Annotated in this window: 22 protein-coding genes; 9 read left to right on the plus strand and 13 right to left on the minus strand. The window is 64.9% G+C overall.

Translation table 11 applies throughout. The features are described from left to right. Positions 1–5: 5 nt before the first annotated feature. The 3 genes from ABQF30_RS13835 to ABQF30_RS13845 form a co-directional block, all read right to left on the minus strand. Entirely contained in the window at positions 6–1,109 is a 1,104-nt protein-coding gene (locus tag ABQF30_RS13835; protein WP_448464532.1) for a coiled-coil domain-containing protein, read from the minus strand. Positions 1,110–1,257: 148 nt separating this feature from the next. Beyond that, positions 1,258–2,007, minus strand: a complete 750-nt coding sequence (locus tag ABQF30_RS13840; protein WP_448464534.1) for an SDR family oxidoreductase — start codon at positions 2,005–2,007, stop codon at positions 1,258–1,260. 34 nt (positions 2,008–2,041) lie between these two features. Further along, positions 2,042–2,341 carry a type II toxin-antitoxin system ParD family antitoxin gene (locus ABQF30_RS13845; RefSeq protein WP_448464536.1) on the minus strand — a complete coding sequence of 100 codons (300 nt, stop codon included), beginning with the start codon at positions 2,339–2,341 and terminating at the stop codon, positions 2,042–2,044. 227 nt (positions 2,342–2,568) lie between these two features. Here ABQF30_RS13845 and ABQF30_RS13850 point away from each other — a divergent pair, with 227 nt between their 5' ends. Genes ABQF30_RS13850 through ABQF30_RS13860 form a run of 3 tightly spaced genes read left to right on the plus strand, consistent with a single transcriptional unit; the run spans position 2,569 to position 4,654 of the window. After that, entirely contained in the window at positions 2,569–2,934 is a 366-nt protein-coding gene (locus ABQF30_RS13850) for a MarR family winged helix-turn-helix transcriptional regulator (RefSeq protein WP_448464538.1), read from the plus strand. A 19-nt stretch (positions 2,935–2,953) separates the two neighbouring features. After that, complete coding sequence (locus ABQF30_RS13855; protein ID WP_448464540.1) at positions 2,954–3,706, plus strand: NADPH-dependent F420 reductase; 753 nt, start codon at positions 2,954–2,956, stop codon at positions 3,704–3,706. A 51-nt stretch (positions 3,707–3,757) separates the two neighbouring features. Then, on the plus strand, positions 3,758–4,654 hold the full coding sequence (locus ABQF30_RS13860) for an LLM class F420-dependent oxidoreductase (protein ID WP_448464542.1): 897 nt from the start codon (positions 3,758–3,760) through the stop codon (positions 4,652–4,654). A gap of 622 nt (positions 4,655–5,276) precedes the next feature. Here ABQF30_RS13860 and ABQF30_RS13865 read toward each other — a convergent pair. Continuing rightward, positions 5,277–6,179, minus strand: coding sequence for a LysR family transcriptional regulator (locus tag ABQF30_RS13865; RefSeq protein WP_448464544.1), 903 nt, complete (start codon positions 6,177–6,179; stop codon positions 5,277–5,279). A gap of 161 nt (positions 6,180–6,340) precedes the next feature. On the opposite strand from ABQF30_RS13865, the gene ABQF30_RS13870 reads away from it, so the two are divergent. Together ABQF30_RS13870 and ABQF30_RS13875 are read left to right on the plus strand one after the other, a co-directional pair. Then, positions 6,341–6,652 carry an EthD family reductase gene (locus ABQF30_RS13870; RefSeq protein ID WP_448464546.1) on the plus strand — a complete coding sequence of 104 codons (312 nt, stop codon included), beginning with the start codon at positions 6,341–6,343 and terminating at the stop codon, positions 6,650–6,652. Between the two features lie 149 nt (positions 6,653–6,801). Continuing rightward, positions 6,802–7,293 (plus strand): MarR family winged helix-turn-helix transcriptional regulator, encoded by a 492-nt coding sequence (locus ABQF30_RS13875; protein WP_448464548.1) that lies wholly within the window; start codon positions 6,802–6,804, stop codon positions 7,291–7,293. Between the two features lie 5 nt (positions 7,294–7,298). On the opposite strand, the gene ABQF30_RS13880 is transcribed toward ABQF30_RS13875, so the two are convergent. Further along, a complete protein-coding gene (locus ABQF30_RS13880; protein ID WP_448464550.1) occupies positions 7,299–8,045 on the minus strand; it encodes an SDR family oxidoreductase in 747 nt (248 codons plus the stop codon). A 194-nt stretch (positions 8,046–8,239) separates the two neighbouring features. Here ABQF30_RS13880 and ABQF30_RS13885 point away from each other — a divergent pair, with 194 nt between their 5' ends. Further along, the gene (locus tag ABQF30_RS13885; RefSeq protein WP_448464552.1) at positions 8,240–8,389 is read left to right on the plus strand and encodes a hypothetical protein; all 150 of its coding nucleotides are present in this window, start codon (positions 8,240–8,242) and stop codon (positions 8,387–8,389) included. A 483-nt stretch (positions 8,390–8,872) separates the two neighbouring features. Here the strand turns inward: ABQF30_RS13885 and ABQF30_RS13890 are convergent, their stop codons facing one another. The 5 genes from ABQF30_RS13890 to rpsF form a co-directional block, all read right to left on the minus strand. Next, on the minus strand, positions 8,873–11,941 hold the full coding sequence (locus tag ABQF30_RS13890) for a replicative DNA helicase (protein ID WP_448464554.1): 3,069 nt from the start codon (positions 11,939–11,941) through the stop codon (positions 8,873–8,875). 485 nt (positions 11,942–12,426) lie between these two features. Further along, entirely contained in the window at positions 12,427–12,882 is a 456-nt protein-coding gene (gene rplI / locus ABQF30_RS13895) for a 50S ribosomal protein L9 (protein WP_448464556.1), read from the minus strand. A gap of 12 nt (positions 12,883–12,894) precedes the next feature. Next, positions 12,895–13,155: a 30S ribosomal protein S18 gene (gene rpsR / locus ABQF30_RS13900; protein ID WP_395309231.1), complete on the minus strand. Its 261-nt coding sequence runs from the start codon at positions 13,153–13,155 to the stop codon at positions 12,895–12,897. A 35-nt stretch (positions 13,156–13,190) separates the two neighbouring features. Further along, a complete protein-coding gene (locus ABQF30_RS13905) occupies positions 13,191–13,709 on the minus strand; it encodes a single-stranded DNA-binding protein (RefSeq protein ID WP_448464558.1) in 519 nt (172 codons plus the stop codon). Positions 13,710–13,776: 67 nt separating this feature from the next. Beyond that, positions 13,777–14,067 (minus strand): 30S ribosomal protein S6, encoded by a 291-nt coding sequence (rpsF, locus tag ABQF30_RS13910; RefSeq protein WP_069414353.1) that lies wholly within the window; start codon positions 14,065–14,067, stop codon positions 13,777–13,779. Positions 14,068–14,223: 156 nt separating this feature from the next. On the opposite strand from rpsF, the gene ABQF30_RS13915 reads away from it, so the two are divergent. The 3 genes from ABQF30_RS13915 (at position 14,224) to ABQF30_RS13925 (ending at position 16,365) form a co-directional block, all read left to right on the plus strand. After that, complete coding sequence (locus tag ABQF30_RS13915; protein WP_448464561.1) at positions 14,224–14,910, plus strand: hypothetical protein; 687 nt, start codon at positions 14,224–14,226, stop codon at positions 14,908–14,910. Positions 14,911–14,973: 63 nt separating this feature from the next. Then, positions 14,974–15,483 carry a hypothetical protein gene (locus tag ABQF30_RS13920; RefSeq protein ID WP_448464563.1) on the plus strand — a complete coding sequence of 170 codons (510 nt, stop codon included), beginning with the start codon at positions 14,974–14,976 and terminating at the stop codon, positions 15,481–15,483. Between the two features lie 90 nt (positions 15,484–15,573). Beyond that, positions 15,574–16,365, plus strand: a complete 792-nt coding sequence (locus ABQF30_RS13925; RefSeq protein ID WP_448464565.1) for a phytanoyl-CoA dioxygenase family protein — start codon at positions 15,574–15,576, stop codon at positions 16,363–16,365. A 36-nt stretch (positions 16,366–16,401) separates the two neighbouring features. On the opposite strand, the gene ABQF30_RS13930 is transcribed toward ABQF30_RS13925, so the two are convergent. The 3 genes from ABQF30_RS13930 to ABQF30_RS13940 form a co-directional block, all read right to left on the minus strand. After that, positions 16,402–18,051 (minus strand): glycosyltransferase family 87 protein, encoded by a 1,650-nt coding sequence (locus tag ABQF30_RS13930; RefSeq protein WP_448464567.1) that lies wholly within the window; start codon positions 18,049–18,051, stop codon positions 16,402–16,404. Beyond that, positions 18,048–20,417 (minus strand): transglycosylase domain-containing protein, encoded by a 2,370-nt coding sequence (locus tag ABQF30_RS13935; protein WP_448464980.1) that lies wholly within the window; start codon positions 20,415–20,417, stop codon positions 18,048–18,050. The genes ABQF30_RS13930 and ABQF30_RS13935 overlap by 4 nt, the downstream gene beginning before the upstream one ends. 142 nt (positions 20,418–20,559) lie before the next feature. Beyond that, the gene (locus ABQF30_RS13940) at positions 20,560–20,991 is read right to left on the minus strand and encodes a DUF5318 family protein (RefSeq protein WP_448464569.1); all 432 of its coding nucleotides are present in this window, start codon (positions 20,989–20,991) and stop codon (positions 20,560–20,562) included. Between the last annotated feature and the right edge of the window lie 2 nt (positions 20,992–20,993).

Below are 20,993 nucleotides of genomic sequence, written 5' to 3' on the forward strand. Positions count from 1 at the left end.
GTCAGTCAGCGGCGTCGTGTCGTGGTGATGTGCACGTGGTCGTAGTGGCCGTAACCCGATGCTTGCGGACCAGATGGCGTGTAATAGGTGCCCCGCCAGATCACGTCCTGTAACCCGAATCGGGCCGCATTACTCATCGCGAACGCAAGAATCTCGTTTCCGAGCGCGATGCCCTCGGGGCTTTCGGGATTGGGAATCATGATGTCGATCGCCAGACCGCTGGGATGCCACGGCTTCGAATCGGGCCGGACCCCATCGATGTCCGCAATCTGGGGAAACCGTGCGCTGACGGCCCGAGCGGCCAGGACCGTGTTGGGCTGCAACCCGGCCTCGTTCGCGACACCGACGGGCAACGCCTCCGGGATGTCAGCCCGAGCAGCTGCGAGAGATGGATCGGCGGGAGGCACGCCGGGCATCGCCACGATCGCCGGGTCTGCCGGCGCGGGTGCACTCGGCGGCGGAGGTGTGCCCGCATTGTCGATCACCGCTTGCTGTTGCGGTGTCAACGCCGCGTATTGCGCCTCCGCGGCGGCGACCTGACGCAACAGTTCACGCCACTTGGCCTGCAGGTCTGCGCGCACCTTGGACGCCTGCTCGGCCGAGGCGCGAGCGTCCGCGGCCGATCTCTCCGAGGCCTGGGCAGCGGTGGCCGCACGCTCACGTGCTGATTTATAGGCCTCCAACTGGTCGGCTGTCCCCTCGGCGAGCGTCCGCTCTAGCGACAGCTGATCGATCAGCTGCTGCGGGGAGGCCGCCGTGAGCAGCGCCGCCACCTGACCCGTGCGTCCACTCATGTAGGTCATCGCCGCCAGGCGGTCGACCGCAGCCTGGTGGGGCTGAAGCTGGGTGTTCGCGGCCTCAAGGGTTTGCAGATCGGCGCGGTGACGCTCATCGGCTGTCGTCTGAGCGGCCAGCTTGGCGTCGACTTCGCGTTGGGCAGTGGTGACGGCCTCGCGCGTCTGCAATGCCTGCTGGGACAGCTCATTGAGTTTGGCCAGCGCGTCAGCGGCCGGGTCTGCGTACGCACCGCTCATCGAAATGGCCAGCGCCAGGATCGCGGCTACCGAACCGCACACCGTTCGCCGAAGTGAATGGCGCACGCGGGTCATTCGGAGAATCACGATCCTTCGCTGCAAGGACCGATCTTGGCCCGGCTTTATCTGACCCGGCAAGGCTACGAACTGACACCGACGATGTCCACTCTTCCTTAGATGTGATTGGCCGATCCGGTCGGACCCCGCACCAGCGAGCAACCGATCAACAGAAGGGGATCGAGGCGATCATCGCTCCGACCCCGGTGACCAGGCTGTCCTTCTTCAACGTCGTACCGAAGTAGGCCGCCTGCCGATCGACCACCACCCGTTGATCGTCGTGGTGGAGGGCCAGCACCTCCCGGGCCAGCCGAGCGAACGAGATCTTCTCGGGCCCACCGATGTCGATCACGTGGTTGCGCGGCGGCGATATCGCAACCTCGGCCAGGAACGCTGCCACCTCGTCGGCCGCGATCGGCTGAATCAGCGCATCCGGCACCCGTACGTCATGCTGGTCGTCCACATCCGCATCGGTCTCGACAACCATCGATTCGACGATCGCCGCCGCGAACTCATGAAACTGCGTGGCCCGCACGATGGTGTAGGGCAGCCCCGACGACGCGATGATCCGCTCCTGGGCGACCTTGGCCCGCATGTAGCCGCTGTCCGGCAAATGGTCGGCGCCCACGATCGACAGTGCGACGTAGTGGCGCACGCCCGCCGCCCGTGCCGCGGCCACCAGATTGGTGGTCGACCCGACGAAGAAGTCCATCACTTCCTCGTCGTCGAAGGACGGCGAATTGGTGACGTCAACGAGGGTGTCGGCGCCCGAGATCGCCTTGGCGAGGCCCGCGCCGCTGCGCACATCGGCACCGGAACGCCGGGATGCGGCGACCACGTCCTCGCCCTCCCGGGTCAGGAGATCGACGAGGAGGGTTCCGATGAGGCCACTGGCCCCCATTACTGTCACCTTCACTGTGCGAACACCTTTCGTCGTGGCCGCCGCCGACTTAGGTGTCGGAAACCCAGATTACGTCGCGCAATGCATCGAAGGTTGCGAAAAGGACGTCCGCTGCATGGGTCAGTCGAGGTGCCGGTCGGCATCCATCCGTTGGTGGCGTCGACTCACCACTTTGTTCGCCAGCAATGAGGGCCAGCCTCAACGCGCGCAGGCGGGTTTCACGATCCTCAAGCAACCGCAGAGCGGACCGCACGACGTCGCTGGCCGAGCCGTAACGGCCCGATGCGACCTCCTCCTCGATGAACGCGCTGTAATGCTCATCAAGGCTGAACGACGTGTTCTTACCCACACGCAAGAGGATACGAATTATTGGTATCGCCAGGCGGGGCAACCGACATCACGACGGCCCTCAAGAACCTTGCCGGCATCGAAGGCCAACCCCCGATTTATCTAGCGTGCTAGTATCTCGAATGATAGCAGATGGCCTGCTAGGGAAGCGGTCGGACTGTGCCGAAGGCATCTCGTAATCACTTGGGTCAGCAGCTTTCGTTTGCGTTGTACGGGGCCGCTAACCGGATGATTCGTCAGCACAAGCCTTTCCTCGAACCGCTGGGCTTGACGTTTCCGCAATACCTAGTGGTACTGGCGCTACTGGATGGCGCGCCGCTTCCGGTCGGCGCTCTAGGCGCCCGCCTCGACATGGACACGGGCACGATCACGCCGTTGGTCAAGCGACTCGAGGCCATCGGCATGGTGACGCGGACACGGGACACGGCTGACGAGCGGAGAGTGTTCGTCGATCTGACAGCCCGTGGCCGCGAGCTCGAACCCGAGATCCGAGGCATTACCGACCAAATCAAGTCAGCGTGCCAACTCACCGACGCGGGCATCGATGACCTTCGGCGCACGCTCGAAGGACTCGCACACCCCGCGGTCGACTAGGCCAGGCACTACGAAGGAGATGGCAATGAAGATCGGAATCATCGGCGTCGGCCACATTGGCAAGACACTGAGTCAGCAGCTCGCGGCCGCCGGCCACGACGTCAAGGTAGCCAACTCACGCGGCCCAGAAACGATCGAGGCCGAGGCACTACGGACAGGGGCACGGGCAGTGCCGGCATCGGACGCCGTGAAGGATGTCGACGTCGTCATCCTTTCCGTCCCGCTCAACCGCGTTCCCGGCATCGCGCCGATTGTGGACGATGCGTCACCGGCCACCGTCGTCATCGACACGTCCAATTACTACCCGACGCGGGATTCCCAGATCCGGGCCATCGAGGACGGCCGGATCGAAAGCCTCTGGGTTGCTGACCAACTCGGTCGCCCAGTTGTCAAGGCATGGAACGCCATTGGATCAGGATCATTCGCCAACAAGGGCGTGCCGCCGGGAACGCCGGGCCGCATAGCGATCCCCGTTGCGGCCGATGATGCCGCGTCGCGGGCCGTCGGCATTGCCCTGGTGGAGGAGACGGGCTTCGACGGTTTCGACGCCGGAAGGCTGGACCAGTCGTGGCGCCAGCAACCCGGAACGCCGGCGTATTGCACCGACCTGACCAGCGATGAGATGCCGGCCGCGCTTGCGGCAGCCGACGTTGCCAGATCACCCAAGCGCCGCGACATCGGTATGGCCGCCATCGCTGAACGGTTCGGCGCGGACGGAACAAACCCGGACGAGGACTATGGCGTTCGCCTGAATCGGGTTCTCAACATGTGACGGAGGCAGGAAGCCACCACGAATTCGAACTCTTATGCAGAACGGAAAGTAATGCGCACCAACGAATCAGGCATCGCTGCAACAGCACCGGCGACACCGCGCGATACGGCCGGCAAACCCGACCTCGGGAAGTTCGGCGTGTGGACGACCACCCCGGTCTCCCCCGAGGTCGCCGTGGAAATCCAAAGGCTGGGCTATGGGGCGGTGTGGGTCAGTAGCGCCGCCCCTGACGACCTGTCCTGGGTCGACCCGATCTTCGATCAGACCACGGCGCTGAAGGCTGCCACCGGGATCATCAACATCTGGACCTCTCCGGCCGCATCCGTGGCAGAGGCGTTTCACCGTCTCGAGCGCAGTTACCCGGGACGGTTCGTGCTCGGCATCGGCGCGGGCCACCGCGAAGCAATCTCTCAGTGGGACAAGCCCTTCGATGCACTCAACGCCTACCTTGACGACCTGGACCGCTACGGCGTGCCCGCGCACCGCCGCGTCCTCGCCGCACTCGGCGACGGGATCTTGAAGCTGTCCGCGCGGCGCGGGGCCGGTGCGCACCCCTATCTCACCACTCCTGAGCACACTGCTCGGGCACGCGAAGTGATGGGGCCGACCGCCTTCTTGGCGCCGGAGCAGAAGGTCGTGCTGTCCGACGACGCCGCAGCGTCCCGCGCGTCAGGCCGCGCGGCACTCGACCTGTATCTCGGCCTGGCGAATTATCGCAACAGTTGGAAACGCCTCGGCTTCACCGACGACGACGTCGCCAAACCGGGCAGCGACGAACTGGTCGATGCCGTCATCGCATACGGCACCGTCGAACAGATAGCTCAACGCATCCATCAGCACAGTGCAGCCGGCGCTGATCACGTCGCCATTCAGGTCATCGGCACCAAGGATCTGGTGCCGGTACTGACGGCTTTGGCTCCGGCGCTCGGGCTTTCACCACACCGCTGACCGCCCAACGCCGCCCGTGACTGCCATCCCGCTCGACTTCCCGGACTGAGCGATTTCGGTGCATCCAGCGGCGGTCAGCGCCGCTAAACGCACCCAAATCGCATGGCTAGAGGCGATTAACGCGGTAGGCCGAACGCCGCGCAAGGACAGGGGCAGCAACGCGCGCTTTATCGAGAGTAAGACGACCGCTACTCAGCGCTTCCCCGAACGGCAGTGCGCCGCTGTCGATGTCAAAAGTGGTTGCGGTCCGTGCGGATCGTCGCTCGTAGGTGCCAGGTCTCGCTTCTACGCACATCGAGCCGCAATGCAGCTTCCGTCGGCCACCCAGCCAGGTTGGTTAGCAACCAAACCAATGGGTCTGGTTTAACAACGAACCGGGTTTTGCTAATTCGCGTTGCGTCTCGACAACAAGTGTAGGGTCTCAAAATTCGTGGCATCTGTCAGCTAACTGACCTGGGCTTTTCTGGTTTGTCTCACGTGGCGGCCAGCGGTTGTTGTCTCAGCGCATTGGCATTTCTTCAGTCCGCTCCAGGTGGGAGATGTCGGCGAGGCTGAGCAGGGTTCGGTTGTGCACGCCGGATTCTCTCGCGCGGGCGGTGAGTTGCTCGGCGATGTCGGCCAGTCAGTCCGGCAGCCAGTGCAGCTCGCGTGCAAGGGTTTTGGCGACAGTACGGATGCGGCGGTGTAGTGGTGACTGCACGGGCGGGAGGACCAGGTGGATCGTCAAGGTGGGTGCGCCCTGCAGCGGCCGCCACGTGAGACCGGCCGGTTGCGTCGTGGCCGCGACTTCACCGGCCGGAGCGAGGGTGAGCCCATCGCGTAGGTCGCGCTGAGACATGTCGAAAGAGACTGCGGGCGTGTAGAACCGGGGGCTCGGCCGGATGTCGCGGAACAGTGCGGACAGCTGATCGTGGATCACGGGGTTGGCCGTACGGTCGGGGAGCCGCAGCGGATACGCGGCCGCATCGCCGATCGCGATCTCCGGATGTTCGGCCAGCGGATGATGCTGTGCCAATTGGACCCCGACGCGCTCGCGCCGCAGCAGGAACCGGCGCACGCCACGACGCGGCTGTTCACCGCGGGTGATCCCGGCATCGATGCGGCCGTCGGCGACCGCGGGAGAGATCTCCGGTGTCGCCATCGGGACCGCGCCGACCGCGAGTCCCGGGCTGCTGCGAATGAGCCTGTCCACCAGGGCCGGTGTCGTGTCGGCCCCAGTGCTGAGGCTGTATCCGATGCTCAGCGTGCCCAGTTCACCGGCCCCGGCATTGCGGGCGGTGTCCCATGCTCGGTCCAGCGCCGCCAGCGCGGGCGGCGCGGATTCCGCCAAAGCCGCACCGGCCGTGGTCAATACGACGCTTCGTGTGTTGCGAACCAGCAGGCTCGTACCGAGTTCCGCCTCCAATCGGCGCATCCGGGCACTGAGTGCGGGCTGCGCGATACCGATCTGTGCGGCAGCGCGGGTGAAGTTCAATTCCTGCGCCAGCACCAGAAAGTACCGCAGGCTCACCGTGTTCGGCGCCACATGCCCTCCCTGCCGATTGATAACGATCCGTTCTGAGTCTATCCCGTCCCGGTCTTTCCCTCGGCCACACATCAAGCCCTAACCTGCGCATATGACGATTCAACTGACCGCGGTACCGGACATCGCACTCACACACATCCTTGATCTGGACGGAGGTCGTCATGCATAAGACGGTGGTCCTATATCCCAAGCCCGCCCACCCTGACCATTTCCGCGACTACTACGTGAACAACCACCTTCCACTGGTCAGGAATTGGCCCGGCCTGCTTGCGTGGCGCTACAGCTTCGACGTCGCGGCGACCAACGGAGAAGCGCCGTATTTCGCGGTCTTCGAAGCCGACTTCGCTGACGCCGCCGCCCTGGCCGCGGCGCGGTCGTCGCCGCAAGGCCAGCGGCTGGCCGCCGATGTCGTCAACTACGCCACCGGCGGTGTGGTCGTCATCGACTATCCGGTGCAGGACGGCACCGACTGAGTCATGCAGAATGCACCATAAGTGCGAACGTCGTATTCGTGTTCTATCCCTACCCCGTTCGGTCAGGTCGCCGACAAGCAGAATCACCGAAACCGCGTGTCCAGGTTGAGTTTTGCTTCGATGGACTGCATGCTTGCCCATGATGCACGATGACTGATTCCGGCGAGTACCCGCTAACGCCGACGCAGCAGCGTGCCTGGCTGAATTTCATGCGGGTCTATCACCGGCTCGAATATGAGGTGAACCGTCACCTGCGCACCGAGTGCGGCCTTTCACTCTACGACTACACAGTACTCAGCACGCTCTCGCGCGCACCGGATCGCCGCCTGCAGCTGACCACACTGGCCACGGTGATCGGGTGGGAACGCAGCCGGGTTTCTCACCACCTGATGCGGATGGCACGCCGCGGCCTGGTCGAGCGCACAACCTGTGACACCGACGGTCGCGGCACTGTCGTTGTCCTGACCGACGAGGGCTGGGACCGGCTCGCCGGCGCTGCCCCGGTGCATGCAGAGTGGGTACACCGGGCGTTCTTCGCCGATCTGGATCCCGAGCACGAGGATGCCCTCGCCGACATCCTCGCCGTTGTACACGAGAGTCTGTTGCGCGAGGGCACCTTGCCGCGTCCCGACCTCAGATAGACCGGCTAAACCTGATTCATGCCCCCGTCGACGAAGATCTCCGCACCTGTCATGAAGCCGCTAGCATCGGACCCGAGGAACACCACCACGGCGGCCAGTTCGGCAGGATCACCTATCCGCTTCATCGGGTTCGTTGCCAGACCGTCGAAGAACGCCTGCCGCTGGTCTTTATCAGGCACCAGTTCAGTGAGTCCCTCGGTCAGGATGGGACCGGGTATGACCGTGTTGACCCGGAAGCCACGCTCGCCCAACTCGGTGGCCCAGGTACGGCCGAAGGACCGGACAGCAGCCTTTGCCGCGGCGTAGGCGCCGAATGCCGGGGTACCCCTCGTGGCCGCGGTGGAGCCGGACAGAACGATCGAGGCACCGGGATTGAGTAGCGGCAGCGTCTTCTGCACGGTGAACACCGTCCCGCCCACGTTGCGGTTGAACGTGTCGATGAGGTGTTCGGGTGTCTCGTCCTCCAGCGTGGCGAACTCACCACTGCCAGCGTTGGTGAAGACGATGTCAAGGCCGGCGCCTGCGTCGCGGATGACCCCGACAAGTCGGTCTAGGTCCTCGCTGTTGGTGACATCGCTGGCTACACCGACGACACCGGAACCCAGCGACGCTGCGGCGGCGTCGACGCGCTGTTGCGTACGCCCGGTGATGAACACCTTGGCGCCCTCGTCGGCGAAGGCGCGCGCCGTGGCATAACCGATGCCGGATGTGCCGCCGGTGATCAGTGCTGTTTTTCCTTCGAGCTGAGCCATCTCGCCCTCCTGTTGTCGAAAACGCTTGTTGCGTTTCACATCCAACAACTAGGTGACATGACACGTTATTCCGGGACATGTCACCTACCGTGTAGGGAGGGACGACGAGACGCGTGTCCGGTCCAGTGAGATCTTCCAGGGTGGCGGGGTTGAAGGATCCGTGGTGCTCGTGTGACACCGAGGTGAGGCGGCGGATGATCCGCGTACCGATCGCCCCTCCGGTGGGATCTGTGCAGAGGACGCCGACCGGTGTCTCGGTGACGGCGCTCATCTACTCCACCCGGGCGACGGTAATGGCTCCGCGGCTGAAGGGTGAGTTCGAAGTCGATGCCGGCGCGCTGTGAGTGCGCTTCGCCGGCTTCCTGGGATGACTGCACCTCACCAGCCGAACATCCTGCGCTCAGAAGCATTGCCGTGAAACCTCCCGCCGCTATCGCGCGGCGAACTGTGTGGCCCCTTGGATGGATATCAATGGGGATCGCCTTCGCGTGGCAGGCCAGGCGATACAGCCCCAGCCGCCACAAGCGCACGAACACCAGGCGCTTGTCAGTGCGCCTTTGCAACGAATTCACCTGTCAGACAGTACTTTTCGAGCTCACCGACCGAGAAAAGGGACCACGTATTCGAGGCCATAGTCGAAGATCCTTACGGGCGTCTCCGTCTTTGTCGTCGAGGAGGGTCATCCGCATACACCTGGCAGGACGTACGGGTCCTCGCTAGCGCACCTGCGGCACCTGAAAATCTCACTCAGATGTCCAATTGGACATCGTCTGAACATTTCACTTGAGAAAAGGACATCAAACTTGAGCAGCCACAAAGAGTTGTGGCTACCGCGCCATATTCGTGAACCGCGACAAGTGAAGCTGATGTGCCACGGTGATCGTCGCCGTCGGCCCGTTGCGGTGCTTGCCGAGGATGATGTCGGCTTCGCCACCACGGGGGTCATCGCGATCGAATGCGTCCGGCCGGTGCAAAAGCATCACCATGTCCGCATCCTGCTCGAGTGAATTGTGCAAGATTATGCAATTCGCTGTAAAGTTATGCAGACCTGAGACGGTGCCGTCGTACACGTCGTGCTCGCCGATGCTCGTGATCTCGACGACCTTGTCCCAGAACACATCGTTGGTGGCGAGATCATGCAGATCCCGATCCTCCAAAGCGGCGGCGACACGGTGCAATGTCGAACGGCCAGGAGCATGTTTCGATCGCGCTTCTGACACAACGACATTCGCCGCAAGACTGAGGTCGCGGTGGTTCCACTGCTTGGTTTCCAACGCCGTTCGAACGGTGTTCCAGACCTCGCGCGGGACGGTGTCGGAGCCAGGCTTACGCGTCCTCTGGCCGAGTTCTTCCAGAACCTCGCGAACCTTCTCGCCACGAGCTCCGTGCACCCCGACTTTGGTGAGGAACGCGGTCTGGTTCGCGGCACGATCGATACAAACGTGCCAGCAGTCGCGATAACCCATCTTTTTGACGCACTTGATTCGCGTGTGCACGCCAACACGAAGGAGCAACTGAGCGACGTCGTCCGCAAGGCGGCGGCTCGTCGTCGCGTAGTAGATCTTGCCCTGACCCGCCACAGGTTCCCACCGCACCGACCCATCCGTCGCCCACAGGTGCTTGAGGAACAACGCCACCTGATCGTTAGGAAGCGCGAAAACCTCTTTGGGAACGAACTTCTCATAGCTGCGCTTGCCGAACAGCCCGAGCTTGTCCAGCCACTCGGCGATCGGATTGCGCTTGCCGCGCGCAAGCCGGTACGGCGCCGGCAGCCTCATCGTGGTCACCCGCGCGGCAGGGTACTCGTCTCGAATCGGCGTGATTCCGAAGTACGCCGCCGATATCTCCACGGCCGTCAGGTTGGCTTCGTCGATCGACGCGTAGCGGATCGGCTGACGCTTCACGCTCGACCCGTCGCCGATCATGTGGGCCAGCATCACGACCTCGGAGTCGTGCATGCGCTCGGTCTGCACGGGCTCGGGCACCCGTCGCGGCGTGGCCAGTCGGTCGCCAGGCTTCAACTCCCCCAACGGAACCCAACCGTCCACGGTCAGGAACGGATGGTTGGCGGTGGCCTCGACCTCGCGCCCGGACGCCAGCCGGAGCTTGAAGACCTCTTTGTGTCCGCTGTAGAACACGTTGGTCATCGGGCGGGCCACCATCCGCTTGCGCTCGTCCAACGACCACACAAGCGGGCGCTCCCCGGTGGCCATCAGCTCACCGAAGGTGACCTCAGCGCCGGTGTCGGCCCGCAGGATTCGCGTGTTCGCGGTCAGGCAGCCGGACTCGCGAAGGTCAGACACCTGTGGCCTCTTGTCCGTCCGCTGCTCGGGACCACGGTTCAGCTGGCTGATCGCGACCACCGGGACGTCAAGTTCCTTGGCCATCAGCTTGAGGCTTCGGGAGAAGTCCGACACCTCCTGCTGGCGGGACTCGTATTTCTTTCCCGAGCTCATCAGCTGCATGTAGTCGACAACGACTAGCCGGAGATCCGCTTTCTGCGCCAGCCGGCGCCCTTTGGCCCGGATCTCCATCATGGTCAGGTTCGGTGAGTCGTCGATGAAGAGCGGGGCCTCGCTGATCTCGCTCATGCGGCGGGCCAGCCGGGTCCAGTCGTCGTCGCTCATGCGGCCCGAACGCATATCGGCCAGTTTGATTTTCGCCTCGGCCGACAGCAGCCGCATGACGATCTCGGACTTGCTCATCTCCAACGAGAAGATGACACTGGCCATCCGGTGCTTGATCGAGCAGGACCGCATGAAGTCCAGACCGAGCGTGGAGTTGTGCGTGGGCACCATGCCGGGGCCTGCGAGGTACAGGTGCTCGGTGTTGTCCACCTCAACGCAACGCACCGGGACGCTGGGCAGCCGGCGCACGGCCGCGATCTGCGCCACTGCCGTCAGCAGGCCACTTCCGTGAGGCGCGACAACGGCGTCCAGCCCGGGCCGCAATGCGCCCGTCGTGCGGATGCCCTCGCCGGTGGGCCACTGATGCTGCGCGTCGGCGACGATCGTTGTCCCGTCGGAGAATTCGACCTCGAAGCACGGCCGGCCCAGCATCACGTCGGTCGCGTCCACAACGCGCGTCGGCTCACCGTCAGCGCCGAGCAGCCAATCCCCCACGGCGACATCGCCCATGGTGGTCCAGCCGGCCGGCGTCGGCAGTGGGGTATCGAGCGCCAGCGCCTTCCCCACACCAGGCCTGGCCGCGATGATGATCATCTGCCCGGAGTGCAGCCCGTTGGTGATGTCGTCGAGTTCGGTGAACCCGGTCGGCACGCCACGGGAGATGCCGCCCGCCGAGGCGATCGCGTCGATCTCGTCCATCGTCGGCTGCAGCAGGTCTTCGAGTGGGACGAAGTCCTCGGACGCCCGTCGTTCGGTGACGTCGTAGATCTCGGCCTGGGCGCGGTCGACGACGTCGCTGACATCGGCGCCGTCGGCCCCGGCGTAGCCGTACTGCACCACCCGCGTCCCGGCCTCCACGAGCCGGCGCAGCAGCGCCTTCTCGGCCACGATGCCCGCGTAGAAGCCGGCGTTGGCGGCGGTCGGCACGGTGGAGATCAGGGTGTGTAGATAGGGCGCTCCGCCGATGCGCCGCAGCAGCCCGCGCCGGTCGAGTTCGGCGGCCACAGTCACGGCGTCGGCGGGCTCACCCCGCCCGTAGAGGTCCAGGATCGCGTCGTAGACGTTCTGGTGCGCGGGTCGGTAGAAGTCACCGGGCCGCAGCCGCTCCAGCACATCGGCGATGGCGTCCTTGCTCAGCAGCATGCCGCCCAGCACCGACTGTTCGGCGGCCATGTCCTGCGGGGGCTGGCGGCCGAAATCCTCGCTCGGCGGCGGGCCGTCCACGCCCGCATGCCCATCCGGATGTCCCAGGTCGTCCACTACAGCCACGGACTCCCCACCCCTTCCGAGACATTGCTCGAACACTTATTCGAATCGGTACCGCGACTGTAATTCAGGCCCCCGACAACCGCCTCACGACGACCGCCCGAACTGCCCTGCGACGGCTCACGCTAGACGTTGCTGGAGGCCGCCGAAACCCGGCCTGTTAGTGAACCTGTGGATGGCATGGGGATATCTGTGGGCAGCGATGTTAGGGCGTTGGGGAGAACCTGTGGATTACCGCCGCGTGTTGTGTTGTTTTCCCAGGTCAGGGTGACATACCACCGGTGGATCACTGTGGATGGGAAATTCTTCGGCGTGTCGTCGCGGGTTGCCATCCCGGGCGTGTTGTGTTGCGTCGAAGGGCCGAACAGGTTAACGCCTGGTTAGATTCGCTGTCCAGCCTTTTGCTCAGAATGTTCGCCAGCCAGACACAGCAACGCCCGGGTAGGAGCCTGACGGCTCCCGACCCGGGCGTATCGACGCTGGCGCTACTACTCGGCGACGACGTTCAGCGACACCTTGGCTTCCACCCCGGTGTGCAGGCGAACGGTCACCGGGTGCGTACCGACGGACTTGATGTGCGCCTTGGGCAACTGCACCGTACGCTTGTCCAGGTTCGGCCCGCCGGCCTTCTTGATGACGGCGACGACGTCGGCCGCAGTGACCGAACCGAACAGCTTGCCGGTGTCACCTGCGGCGTGAACGGGCAGCGACACCTCGCCCAGGTTCTCCAACGCGGTCTTGAGCTCGTTGGCGTGCTCGAGGCCACGCACGGCCTTGGTCTCGCGGGCCCGGCGGATCTCCTCGGCCTGGCGCTCGGCACCACGGGAGGCGACGATGGCCAGCCCACGGGGCAGCAGGTAGTTACGGCCGTAGCCATCCTTGACCTCGACGGCATCGCCGGCGACGCCCAGGTGCTCCACCTCAGCGGTGAGAATCAACTTCATGGTGTATCTCCTCTACCGCGTCGACGAGCCGAACGGCAGCAGAGCCACCTCGCGGGCATTCTTGACCGCGACGGCGACGTCGCGCTGATGCTGGACACAGTTGCCGGTCACCCGGCGGGCACGGATCTTGCCGCGCTCGCTGATGTAGGTGCGCAGCAGCGCGGTGTCCTTGTAGTCGATGATCTGGTTCTTGCCCTTCTTCGAGCAGAACACGCACTTGCGGGTCTTGACCGGCTTTTCCGGTGCCGGCCGACGCTTGTTGGTCTTGGCCATTGGTTATCTCTTCCTTGCAAAAATTTCGATGTTGATCAGAAGGGCGGTTCGTCGTCGGCCCCGCTGAACGAGCCCGATGCCGGGGCGCTGCCCCACGGATCGTCCTTGGGTTCGGACTGCCGCGGTGCACTACCGCCGCCGGCGCTACCGCCACCGCCGAAGCCGCCGCCCCCACCGCCGCTGCCGCTACGGCTGGCCTTGTTGACCTTGGCCGTCGCGTAGCGCAGGGACGGACCGATCTCGTCGACCTCGACCTCCATGACGGTGCGCTTCTCACCCTCGCGGGTTTCGAAGGACCGCTGCTTGAGCCGCCCGGTGACAATCACCCGCGAGCCGCGGGTCAGGCTTTCGGCCACGTTCTCGGCGGCCTCACGCCAGATGTTGCACCGGAGGAACAGCGCCTCCCCGTCCTTCCACTCACCGCTCTGGCGGTCGTAGATGCGCGGTGTCGACGCAACGGTGAAGTTGGCGACGGCCGCTCCGGACGGAGTGAAGCGCAGTTCCGGGTCAGCGGTCAGGTTTCCGACAACGGTGATGGTGGTGTCACCAGCCACGAGATCCTCCTGGGGATTGGCCTATTTCGCGCGAGCCTACGCAACGCGAATGACAGCCTGCAGCGTTCTAGTGCTTGTCGGTCCGCATCACCTTGGTCCGCAGCACCGACTCGTTCAGGTTGAGCTGACGGTCGAGCTCGGACACGGTGGCCGGTTCTGCCTTGACGTCGACGACGGCGTAGATGCCCTCGGCGTGCTTGGCGATCTCGTAGGCCAGCCTGCGGCGTCCCCAGATGTCGACCTTGTCGACAGTCCCGCCATCCTTGCGGATGACGTTGAGGAACGTCTCCAGCGACGGAGCTACGGTGCGCTCGTCAAGAGTGGGGTCGAGAATGACCATGATTTCGTATGGACGCATATGGAACCCATCACCTCCTATGGTCGTTGCGGCCACGGCGTGTTCCGTGGCAGGAGGGTCGCCTGCGTCGGCAACCGGCCCAGGCTACCTGAAAGCGCCCTGATCTGCGAAATCCGGATATGGTGAGCCCGCCATCTTCGAGGATCGGGGGAATCTGTGACCTATCCCAACGGGCCCTATGGTCAGGGGATTCCCGAGCAGCCCGGCTACCAGCCACCGGCTTACCCCCAGCAGCCCGGATACCCGGGCGGGCAGCAACCCGGGTACCCGCAGCACCCCGGGTACCCACCGCATCCTGGCTATCCGCAGCCCGGCTATCCACCGCAGCCCTATGGCCTGCAGCCCCCGCAAAGTGCATCGCCGAGCGGGGTCTCGGGCATCACTGCGGGTGTTCTTGCCGGGCTCGGCGGCTTTGCAAACTTTTTCGGCGGCCTGCTCATGGCCTTCGGACTCGCCGCGATCATGGGCGAATCGACCCTAGAAAGCAGCCCCGCGGTCACCGACGGCGGATGGACGTGGCTGGTCGCCGTTGTCATGCTCAACGTTGTCTGCGGGCTGCTGCTCCTGATCGGAGCACTGATGTTGTTGCTACGCAACATAATAGGCCGCGGTCTCGTGATCGCAGGGTGCTCCGTATTCATTCTGAGCACCCTGATCAACTTCATGTTGGTGCCCTCGACCATCGGAGACTATGAGTACGACCGCGGCACCGGTCCTGACCTCGTGGGCCTCATGTTTGCGATCACCACGCTCGTGCTGGCCCTGGTGCCGTCGACGACCGCGTGGATCCAGGCGAAACGGAATCCGGTCGCACCTCAGTACTACCCGCCCTATCCAGGTTGAGATGACGCCTGTAGGTCTGCGAATCCCTCTGTGCGGCCTGCTATTTGTAGGATCGGAGCCGCAATGACCTCTTTCGATGGACCGGACGTTCCGGAGCAGCCCGCACCGCCGAGCGGGGTCACCGCTGTCATCACCGCCGTCCTGGCCGGGCTCGGCGCGCTGATGACTCTCGGCAACGGCATCCTCGGACTGATCGGGTTCGCCGCACTCGCAGGCAACGCGGCCTTGCGGGCCTTGGCCGGCAGGTCCGCCGGGGTGCTCACACTGACGGTCCTCGCGACGCTGCTGAGCATCGTATGCGGACTCCTACTCCTCGCGGGAATAGTAAAGCTGTTGCAACACAAGGTAATCGGCCGCAGGCTGATCGTCGGAGGATGCGGTTTGATCATCGTGGGCAGCACGATAAGCCTCGGATCGAGTATCGCCGCGACAGGCGGCTACGGGGCCTACGACATCAATGCACTCGCAGCCCTGAGTTTCATACTTCCGATTGCCACGATCGTGCTGGCCCTTCTGCCGTCGACGGCGGCCTGGACCCGAGCAGGACAGAATCCGGTCGCGCCCCAGCTCTAACCGCCTGATCCGGGTTGAGCCGGAGGGCGGATCGTCGGTACGCGACCGCCGGTGACCAGCCGAAATTCCCTGGCTGGCTACGGTATAACCATGACCGACTCCGCACCGGCGTCAACCAGGGCTGCACTCCCGGCCACCCTCATCGACCGTTATCGCAACGACGGCTACCTCCATGTTCGGGCTGTACTCACCGAAGCCGAGGTCGAGGAGTTCCATGCCGACGCGACATCTCAACTCGAAGCCAACACCACCGTCCGGTGGGACGCGCCGGAAGCCGGCACCGTCATGGACTGGGTCGCCGAACCTGAACACACCAGCGCAGCCATGCGTCGGTTGGCCTTGCATCAGCGGATCACCGCTATCGCCGAACAACTGGCACGCCACCGCCTGCGCATGTTCAAGACCGAACTGCTGCGCAAAGCAAACAGCGGATCTGCGCCCACTCCCGCGCACATCGACGGCCCGGTGTTCCCGATCGAAGCGGCGCCTGTGACGCTGACCGCCTGGGTGGCCTTGGTCGACGTACCTGTCGAACGTGGGTGCCTGACCTTCTTCCCCGGCTCGCACCACTGGCCAGAGGGCTCTCGCCCTGACGCCGCAACCGTGGACCCATTCGGTGTCCGGCCCGAACTGCACTGGTGGCCGCGCGTCACCGTGCCACTACGTGCCGGCGACTGCACCTTCCATCACGCAGATCTAGTCCACCAGGCCGGCGCCAACGCCACCGGCACCCCGCGCATCTCGCTAGCCACGGTGTACATGGACGCCGATGCCGTGTACCGGCCCAACCCCGATGCGTTCTTTCAAGACACCGTGGTCGGCCTCGAACCCGGCCAGCCGATGGACACTGCGCGTTATCCGCTGATCGGCGCCAACGGATAGCCCCGCGAGCAGACACAGACTCGCACGGCTGAGGGGCTAAACGTGCGACTCTGCGTCTGCTCGCGGGAGAGATGCGGGAGGCTCGACCCGCACCGCACCCGAAGCCGGCCGTAACCAGTCCGGGAGCCAGCGCGGCGGATTATCGGGAGCCTGGTCGAACACCCCGCCCGTCGGGTCGTCGATACGCCCACCATAGCGGACGACGTCTAGCTCGGGACGGTAGATTTGTCGAATCACCAAGGCGCACAGGGCAATCACTGCGATGTCCCGCAACACCACAGTGGTGGTGAACCACTGCTCGGGCAGGCCCTTGTTCTGCTCGCCGTAGAGGTAGAGCATCCGCGGCACCCACACCAACGCGTCAATCGTCATCCACGCCAACAAGATCCGTCTGTGCGGCAACGCCAGTACGGCCAGCGGCACCAGCCACAGCGAGAACTGCGGACTCCACACCTTGTTGGTCAACAGGAACGCCGCCACCACGAGAAACGCCAACTGGGCCACTCGTGGTCGTTTGGCTGCCGTGAGCGCGATATAGCCGATCGCGATACAGCACGCCGCGAAGAGCGTCGCCGAGACCGTGTTCAGCACCGTCGGCGGCTGCCAGAAACCCAAATCGGGGTCGAACCCACGCCAATCCGTGAACGACTTCACCACGTTGTACAGCGAGTCCATATCGTCCCCGCGGCGGGTGTTGAGCCGGAAGAACTCCGACCAGCCTCGCGGGAACAACACCATGATCGGCAGGTTCACCACCAACCAGGTGAGCACCGCCGTCAGCACAGTCTTGCCCACTTCACGCATGCGGCCGGTGCGCACGGCCAGCATCACCAACGGAATCAACAGCAGCAGCGGATACAGCTTGGCCGCCACCCCCAGCCCGATCAACGCGCCGGCCAGCGCCGGTTTTCGTCGAGCCCAGGCCAGCATCGCGCCGGCTGCCGCCGCGGTGGCGAGCGCGTCGAAGTTGGTGAAGATCTGGAAGATCACGATCGGCGAACCGGCCACCAGCGCGGCATCCCACACCCGCCGGCCGGCCATCCGCGCGGTCGCCCAGACCGTGGCCAGCCAGGCCAGCGCCAAACCGAACGCGGCGATGTTGAAGAACATCACCACCTCGGCGATAACCGGCATCGACACCAGCTTGGTGATCGCGGTGTAGGTCTTGGCCAACGACATCGCCAGATACTGGTAGATGCCGGTGATCACCGGATATTCCATGTAGCGGATCGCGGGGCTGCCGTCGTACTGGATGCGCGGCTTGCCCGTCGCGTCCTTCTCCACCCAGCTGGACTTGTACGGAAACTTGCCCTGGTTCAACAACTCTGCGGTGTAGAGCGGGACGGTGTCGGAGTAGCACAGCTCGTAGTACGCGCGGTTGTTCTCCCAGTTGGCCACCCGCTGCCCGGCGGTGCCGGTTCCGGTGCTCTGCAGGCAGGCCGCCTTCGTCGAGTACCCCAGCGCGAGAAACACGACCGCGATGACGAGCATCGCCCGCAGCGGTGTCATGAACCGGGCCCGGCCGATCAGTGCATGCCGGCCCACCGGTCCGCCGATCACCTGCGACAGCGCCGAACTCAGCCGGTCGTTGCGGCTGGGTAGGTCGCGGTCGTCGTCGCTCCGCCGATTGTCGGCGAGAGGCTCCGGCGAAACCAGCCCCGCGCGCGGCTCCGAACTTTCCGTCACGGAGGCGGCAGTGGTGCCGGTCCGCCGGGAACGACCGGCACGGGCGGCGCACCCGGGCCACCCGGCACACCCGGCACACCCGGATTAACCGGCGCGCCCGGCGGCGGTCCGATCGGCACGGTCGTCGGGGGGCCGATCGGGATCGTAATGCCCGGGGCCACTTCGATTGTCGGCTGAATGACGGTCTGCGACGGCATCACGGGTGAGCCCGGCGTGCCCGGCGTCGGCGGACCGGAGGTAGCCGGTGCCGGAGCCTGCGGGGCACCTGCGTAGCCGCCGATCTCGCTGGGCTTGGGGAACGACTCGTTCTCGGTGTCCTCCAGCGCGCCGTCCATCGTCGCCTTCCAGATGTCCGACGGCAGGCCGGATCCGTAGACAGGCGAACCCCATTGATTCTCCAAGGGTTTTACGCCTTCGGTGGTGCCGACCCACACTGCGGTCGACAGCGAGGGCGTGTAGCCGACCATCCAGGCGTCCCGGTTGTCGTCGGTGTCGCCGAGTTGATTGGTGCCCGTCTTGGCCGCCGACGGGCGCCCACCGGCCAGATTGTGTCCGCGGGAGTACCCGGCGATCGGCTGCATCGCCGAGGTGACGTTGTCCGCAACCGCCTTGTCGATGCGCTGCTCGCCGTTGTCCTCCTGCGACGCGTCGAACAGCACCTGCCCCGAGGAGTTCACGACCTTCTGCACGAAATGCGGCTTGTGATAGACGCCCGACGCCGCCAGCGTGGCGTAGGCCGAGGCCATGTCCAGCACGCGCGACTGGTACTGACCGAGCACCACACCGTTGTTCGGCGGGCCACCCTGACCGTCCTCGGAAAGCGTGTGCTCGACCCCGGGGAAGCTTTCGGCGATGCCTGCGTCATGGGCGGCCTTGGCGACGTCCTCCGGACCGTTCTCCAGCTTGAGCATCAGCCGGTAGTAGCTCGTGTTGAGCGAGCGTTTGAGCGCCTCGGCAATCGAGCAGGTGCCGCAGCTTCCACCCTCGACGTTGCCGATCTCGATGCCGTTGACCGTCAGCGGCCCGCTGTCGATCTGGTAGCCCAGCCCGATCCCCTGCTGCAGCGCCGCGACGAGCGCGAAGACCTTGAACGACGAGCCGGTCGGCAGACCGGCCTGCGCGAAGTCGAATCCGTTGGCGTCGGATCCGCCGTAGTACGCCTTGACCGCACCGTCGCGGGGGTCGACGGACACCACCGCCGTCCGCATGTCGGGATCCTGGCCGTCCATGTACTTGCTGACCGCCTCCTCGGCGGCCTCCTGAGCCTTGGGGTCGATCGTGGTGGTGATCTGCAGACCCTCGGTGTTGAGCGCCTGCTCGCTGATGTCGAACAGATCCAGCAGCTCCTTGGTGACCTGCCGTTCGATCAGCCCGTTGGGCCCGGTGGTCTGGTTCTGCTGACTGGCCTGATCGGGCGGAACAGTCGGCGGGAAAACCTGCGCGGCGCGGTCACTCTCGGACAGCGCGCCGATGTCGACCATGCCGTCGAGCACCCAGTTCCACCGGTCGGCGGCACCTTCCGGGTCCACTGCGGGGTCTAGCGTCGAGGGCCGCTGAATCAGCGCGGCCATCAGGGCGCCCTCGGCGACGGTGAGCTGTTCGACGGGTTTGCCGAAATAAGCCTGGGACGCCGCCGCGATCCCGTAGGAACCGCGGCCGAAGTAGATGATGTTCAGATAGGCCTGCAGCACAGCGTCTTTGGACCATTCACCGGTCATCTTCGTGGAGATGACCAGCTCCTTGGCCTTGCGGATCAAGCCGCCGACGCCGGAGCGCTCGTCGCCGACGAGCGCGTTCTTGACGTACTGCTGGGTGATCGTCGACCCGCCCTGCAGGCCCCCGCCACCGAACAGGTTGTTCTTGATCGCGCGCAGGAAGCCCGTGAACGAGAACCCGGGGTTGGAGTAGAAGTCGCGGTCCTCGGCGGCCATCACCGCATCGCGGACGTGCACCGGAATCTGGTCGATGTTGACATCGACCCGGTTGCCTTCCGGCGGCACGATTCTCGCGATCTCGCTGCCGTCGGCGGCCAGAATGGTCGACACCTGGGCAGTGCGAATGTCACCGGGCTGCGGGACGTCGACGATCATGTACGCCATACCGAAGGTCACCAACGGCAACAGCAGCATCGCCACAACTGCGGCAATCGACCCGCGCCGCACCCACTTCCAGTTGATCCGGAACTGCTTGCCGGGGGTCGGCCCCGACGGGCCGGATGGTCCCGACGGCCCGCGACCGCGGGGCGGTGGTGGCGGCGGCTTGGGTGGCGGGGTGCCGTCCAGCGCGGCCTTGACGACGTCGATCGGGGCCGGGTGGCCGTCACGAACCGGCGGCAGCACCGTGGTCATCCGATCGTCAGGCGGCATTCCTGGACGGCCGGGCGCCGGCCGCCCGGTGGGTCGGTTCTCCCGCGCCTTCTCCCGCGCCTTCTCCCGCGCGTTGTCGCGCGCGCCAAGCCGGTCAGCGGCATCACGGATGTCGTTGGCTGACCGGGAATGGCGCCCTTCGCTATTCACTGGCCGTACGCGCAGACTTGCGCGTGGTCGGAGTTCGTTTCGGCCTACGCGCTTGTGGTGGCCGGGGCGCACCGAGCACATATGACTTGACCAGATGGTTCCAACTGCAGGTCCGGCAGACCTCCACCACGTGTACCGCGAACTCGTCGTAGCGGCTCGCCAACAAAACCAGCTCCTCTGCCGTGCGTGCCGACCCCGACACGGGGCCCAGATGCTCGCCGAATACCCAAGACACCAACGTGAGTTGTTCTTTGCGGCAGATCGGGCACATCACCGAGCTCTGCTTGCCGTGGAATTTCGCGGCACGCAGCAAATATGGATTCGCGTCGCAGACCTCCGAGACGCCGGTGCGCCCCGAATAGACCTCAGCCAGCAGGGACCGCCGCCGAAGCGCGTAGTCCACCACCTGTCTCTGCAATCGCACGA

The organism is Mycolicibacterium sp. XJ870, from assembly GCF_053483975.1.

What these genes read in the sequence shown, in the direction of transcription:
- ABQF30_RS13835 (WP_448464532.1), bottom strand. Translation starts at nt 1,109, where the DNA reads ATGACCCGCGTGCGCCATTCACTTCGGCGAACGGTGTGCGGTTCGGTA.
- ABQF30_RS13850 (WP_448464538.1), top strand. Translation starts at nt 2,569, where the DNA reads ATGATTCGTCAGCACAAGCCTTTCCTCGAACCGCTGGGCTTGACGTTT.
- ABQF30_RS13855 (WP_448464540.1), top strand. Translation starts at nt 2,954, where the DNA reads ATGGCAATGAAGATCGGAATCATCGGCGTCGGCCACATTGGCAAGACA.
- ABQF30_RS13860 (WP_448464542.1), top strand. Translation starts at nt 3,758, where the DNA reads ATGCGCACCAACGAATCAGGCATCGCTGCAACAGCACCGGCGACACCG.
- ABQF30_RS13870 (WP_448464546.1), top strand. Translation starts at nt 6,341, where the DNA reads ATGCATAAGACGGTGGTCCTATATCCCAAGCCCGCCCACCCTGACCAT.
- ABQF30_RS13875 (WP_448464548.1), top strand. Translation starts at nt 6,802, where the DNA reads ATGACTGATTCCGGCGAGTACCCGCTAACGCCGACGCAGCAGCGTGCC.
- ABQF30_RS13880 (WP_448464550.1), bottom strand. Translation starts at nt 8,045, where the DNA reads ATGGCTCAGCTCGAAGGAAAAACAGCACTGATCACCGGCGGCACATCC.
- ABQF30_RS13885 (WP_448464552.1), top strand. Translation starts at nt 8,240, where the DNA reads ATGATCCGCGTACCGATCGCCCCTCCGGTGGGATCTGTGCAGAGGACG.
- rplI (WP_448464556.1), bottom strand. Translation starts at nt 12,882, where the DNA reads ATGAAGTTGATTCTCACCGCTGAGGTGGAGCACCTGGGCGTCGCCGGC.
- rpsR (WP_395309231.1), bottom strand. Translation starts at nt 13,155, where the DNA reads ATGGCCAAGACCAACAAGCGTCGGCCGGCACCGGAAAAGCCGGTCAAG.
- rpsF (WP_069414353.1), bottom strand. Translation starts at nt 14,067, where the DNA reads ATGCGTCCATACGAAATCATGGTCATTCTCGACCCCACTCTTGACGAG.
- ABQF30_RS13920 (WP_448464563.1), top strand. Translation starts at nt 14,974, where the DNA reads ATGACCTCTTTCGATGGACCGGACGTTCCGGAGCAGCCCGCACCGCCG.
- ABQF30_RS13925 (WP_448464565.1), top strand. Translation starts at nt 15,574, where the DNA reads ATGACCGACTCCGCACCGGCGTCAACCAGGGCTGCACTCCCGGCCACC.
- ABQF30_RS13935 (WP_448464980.1), bottom strand. Translation starts at nt 20,417, where the DNA reads ATGCCGCCTGACGATCGGATGACCACGGTGCTGCCGCCGGTTCGTGAC.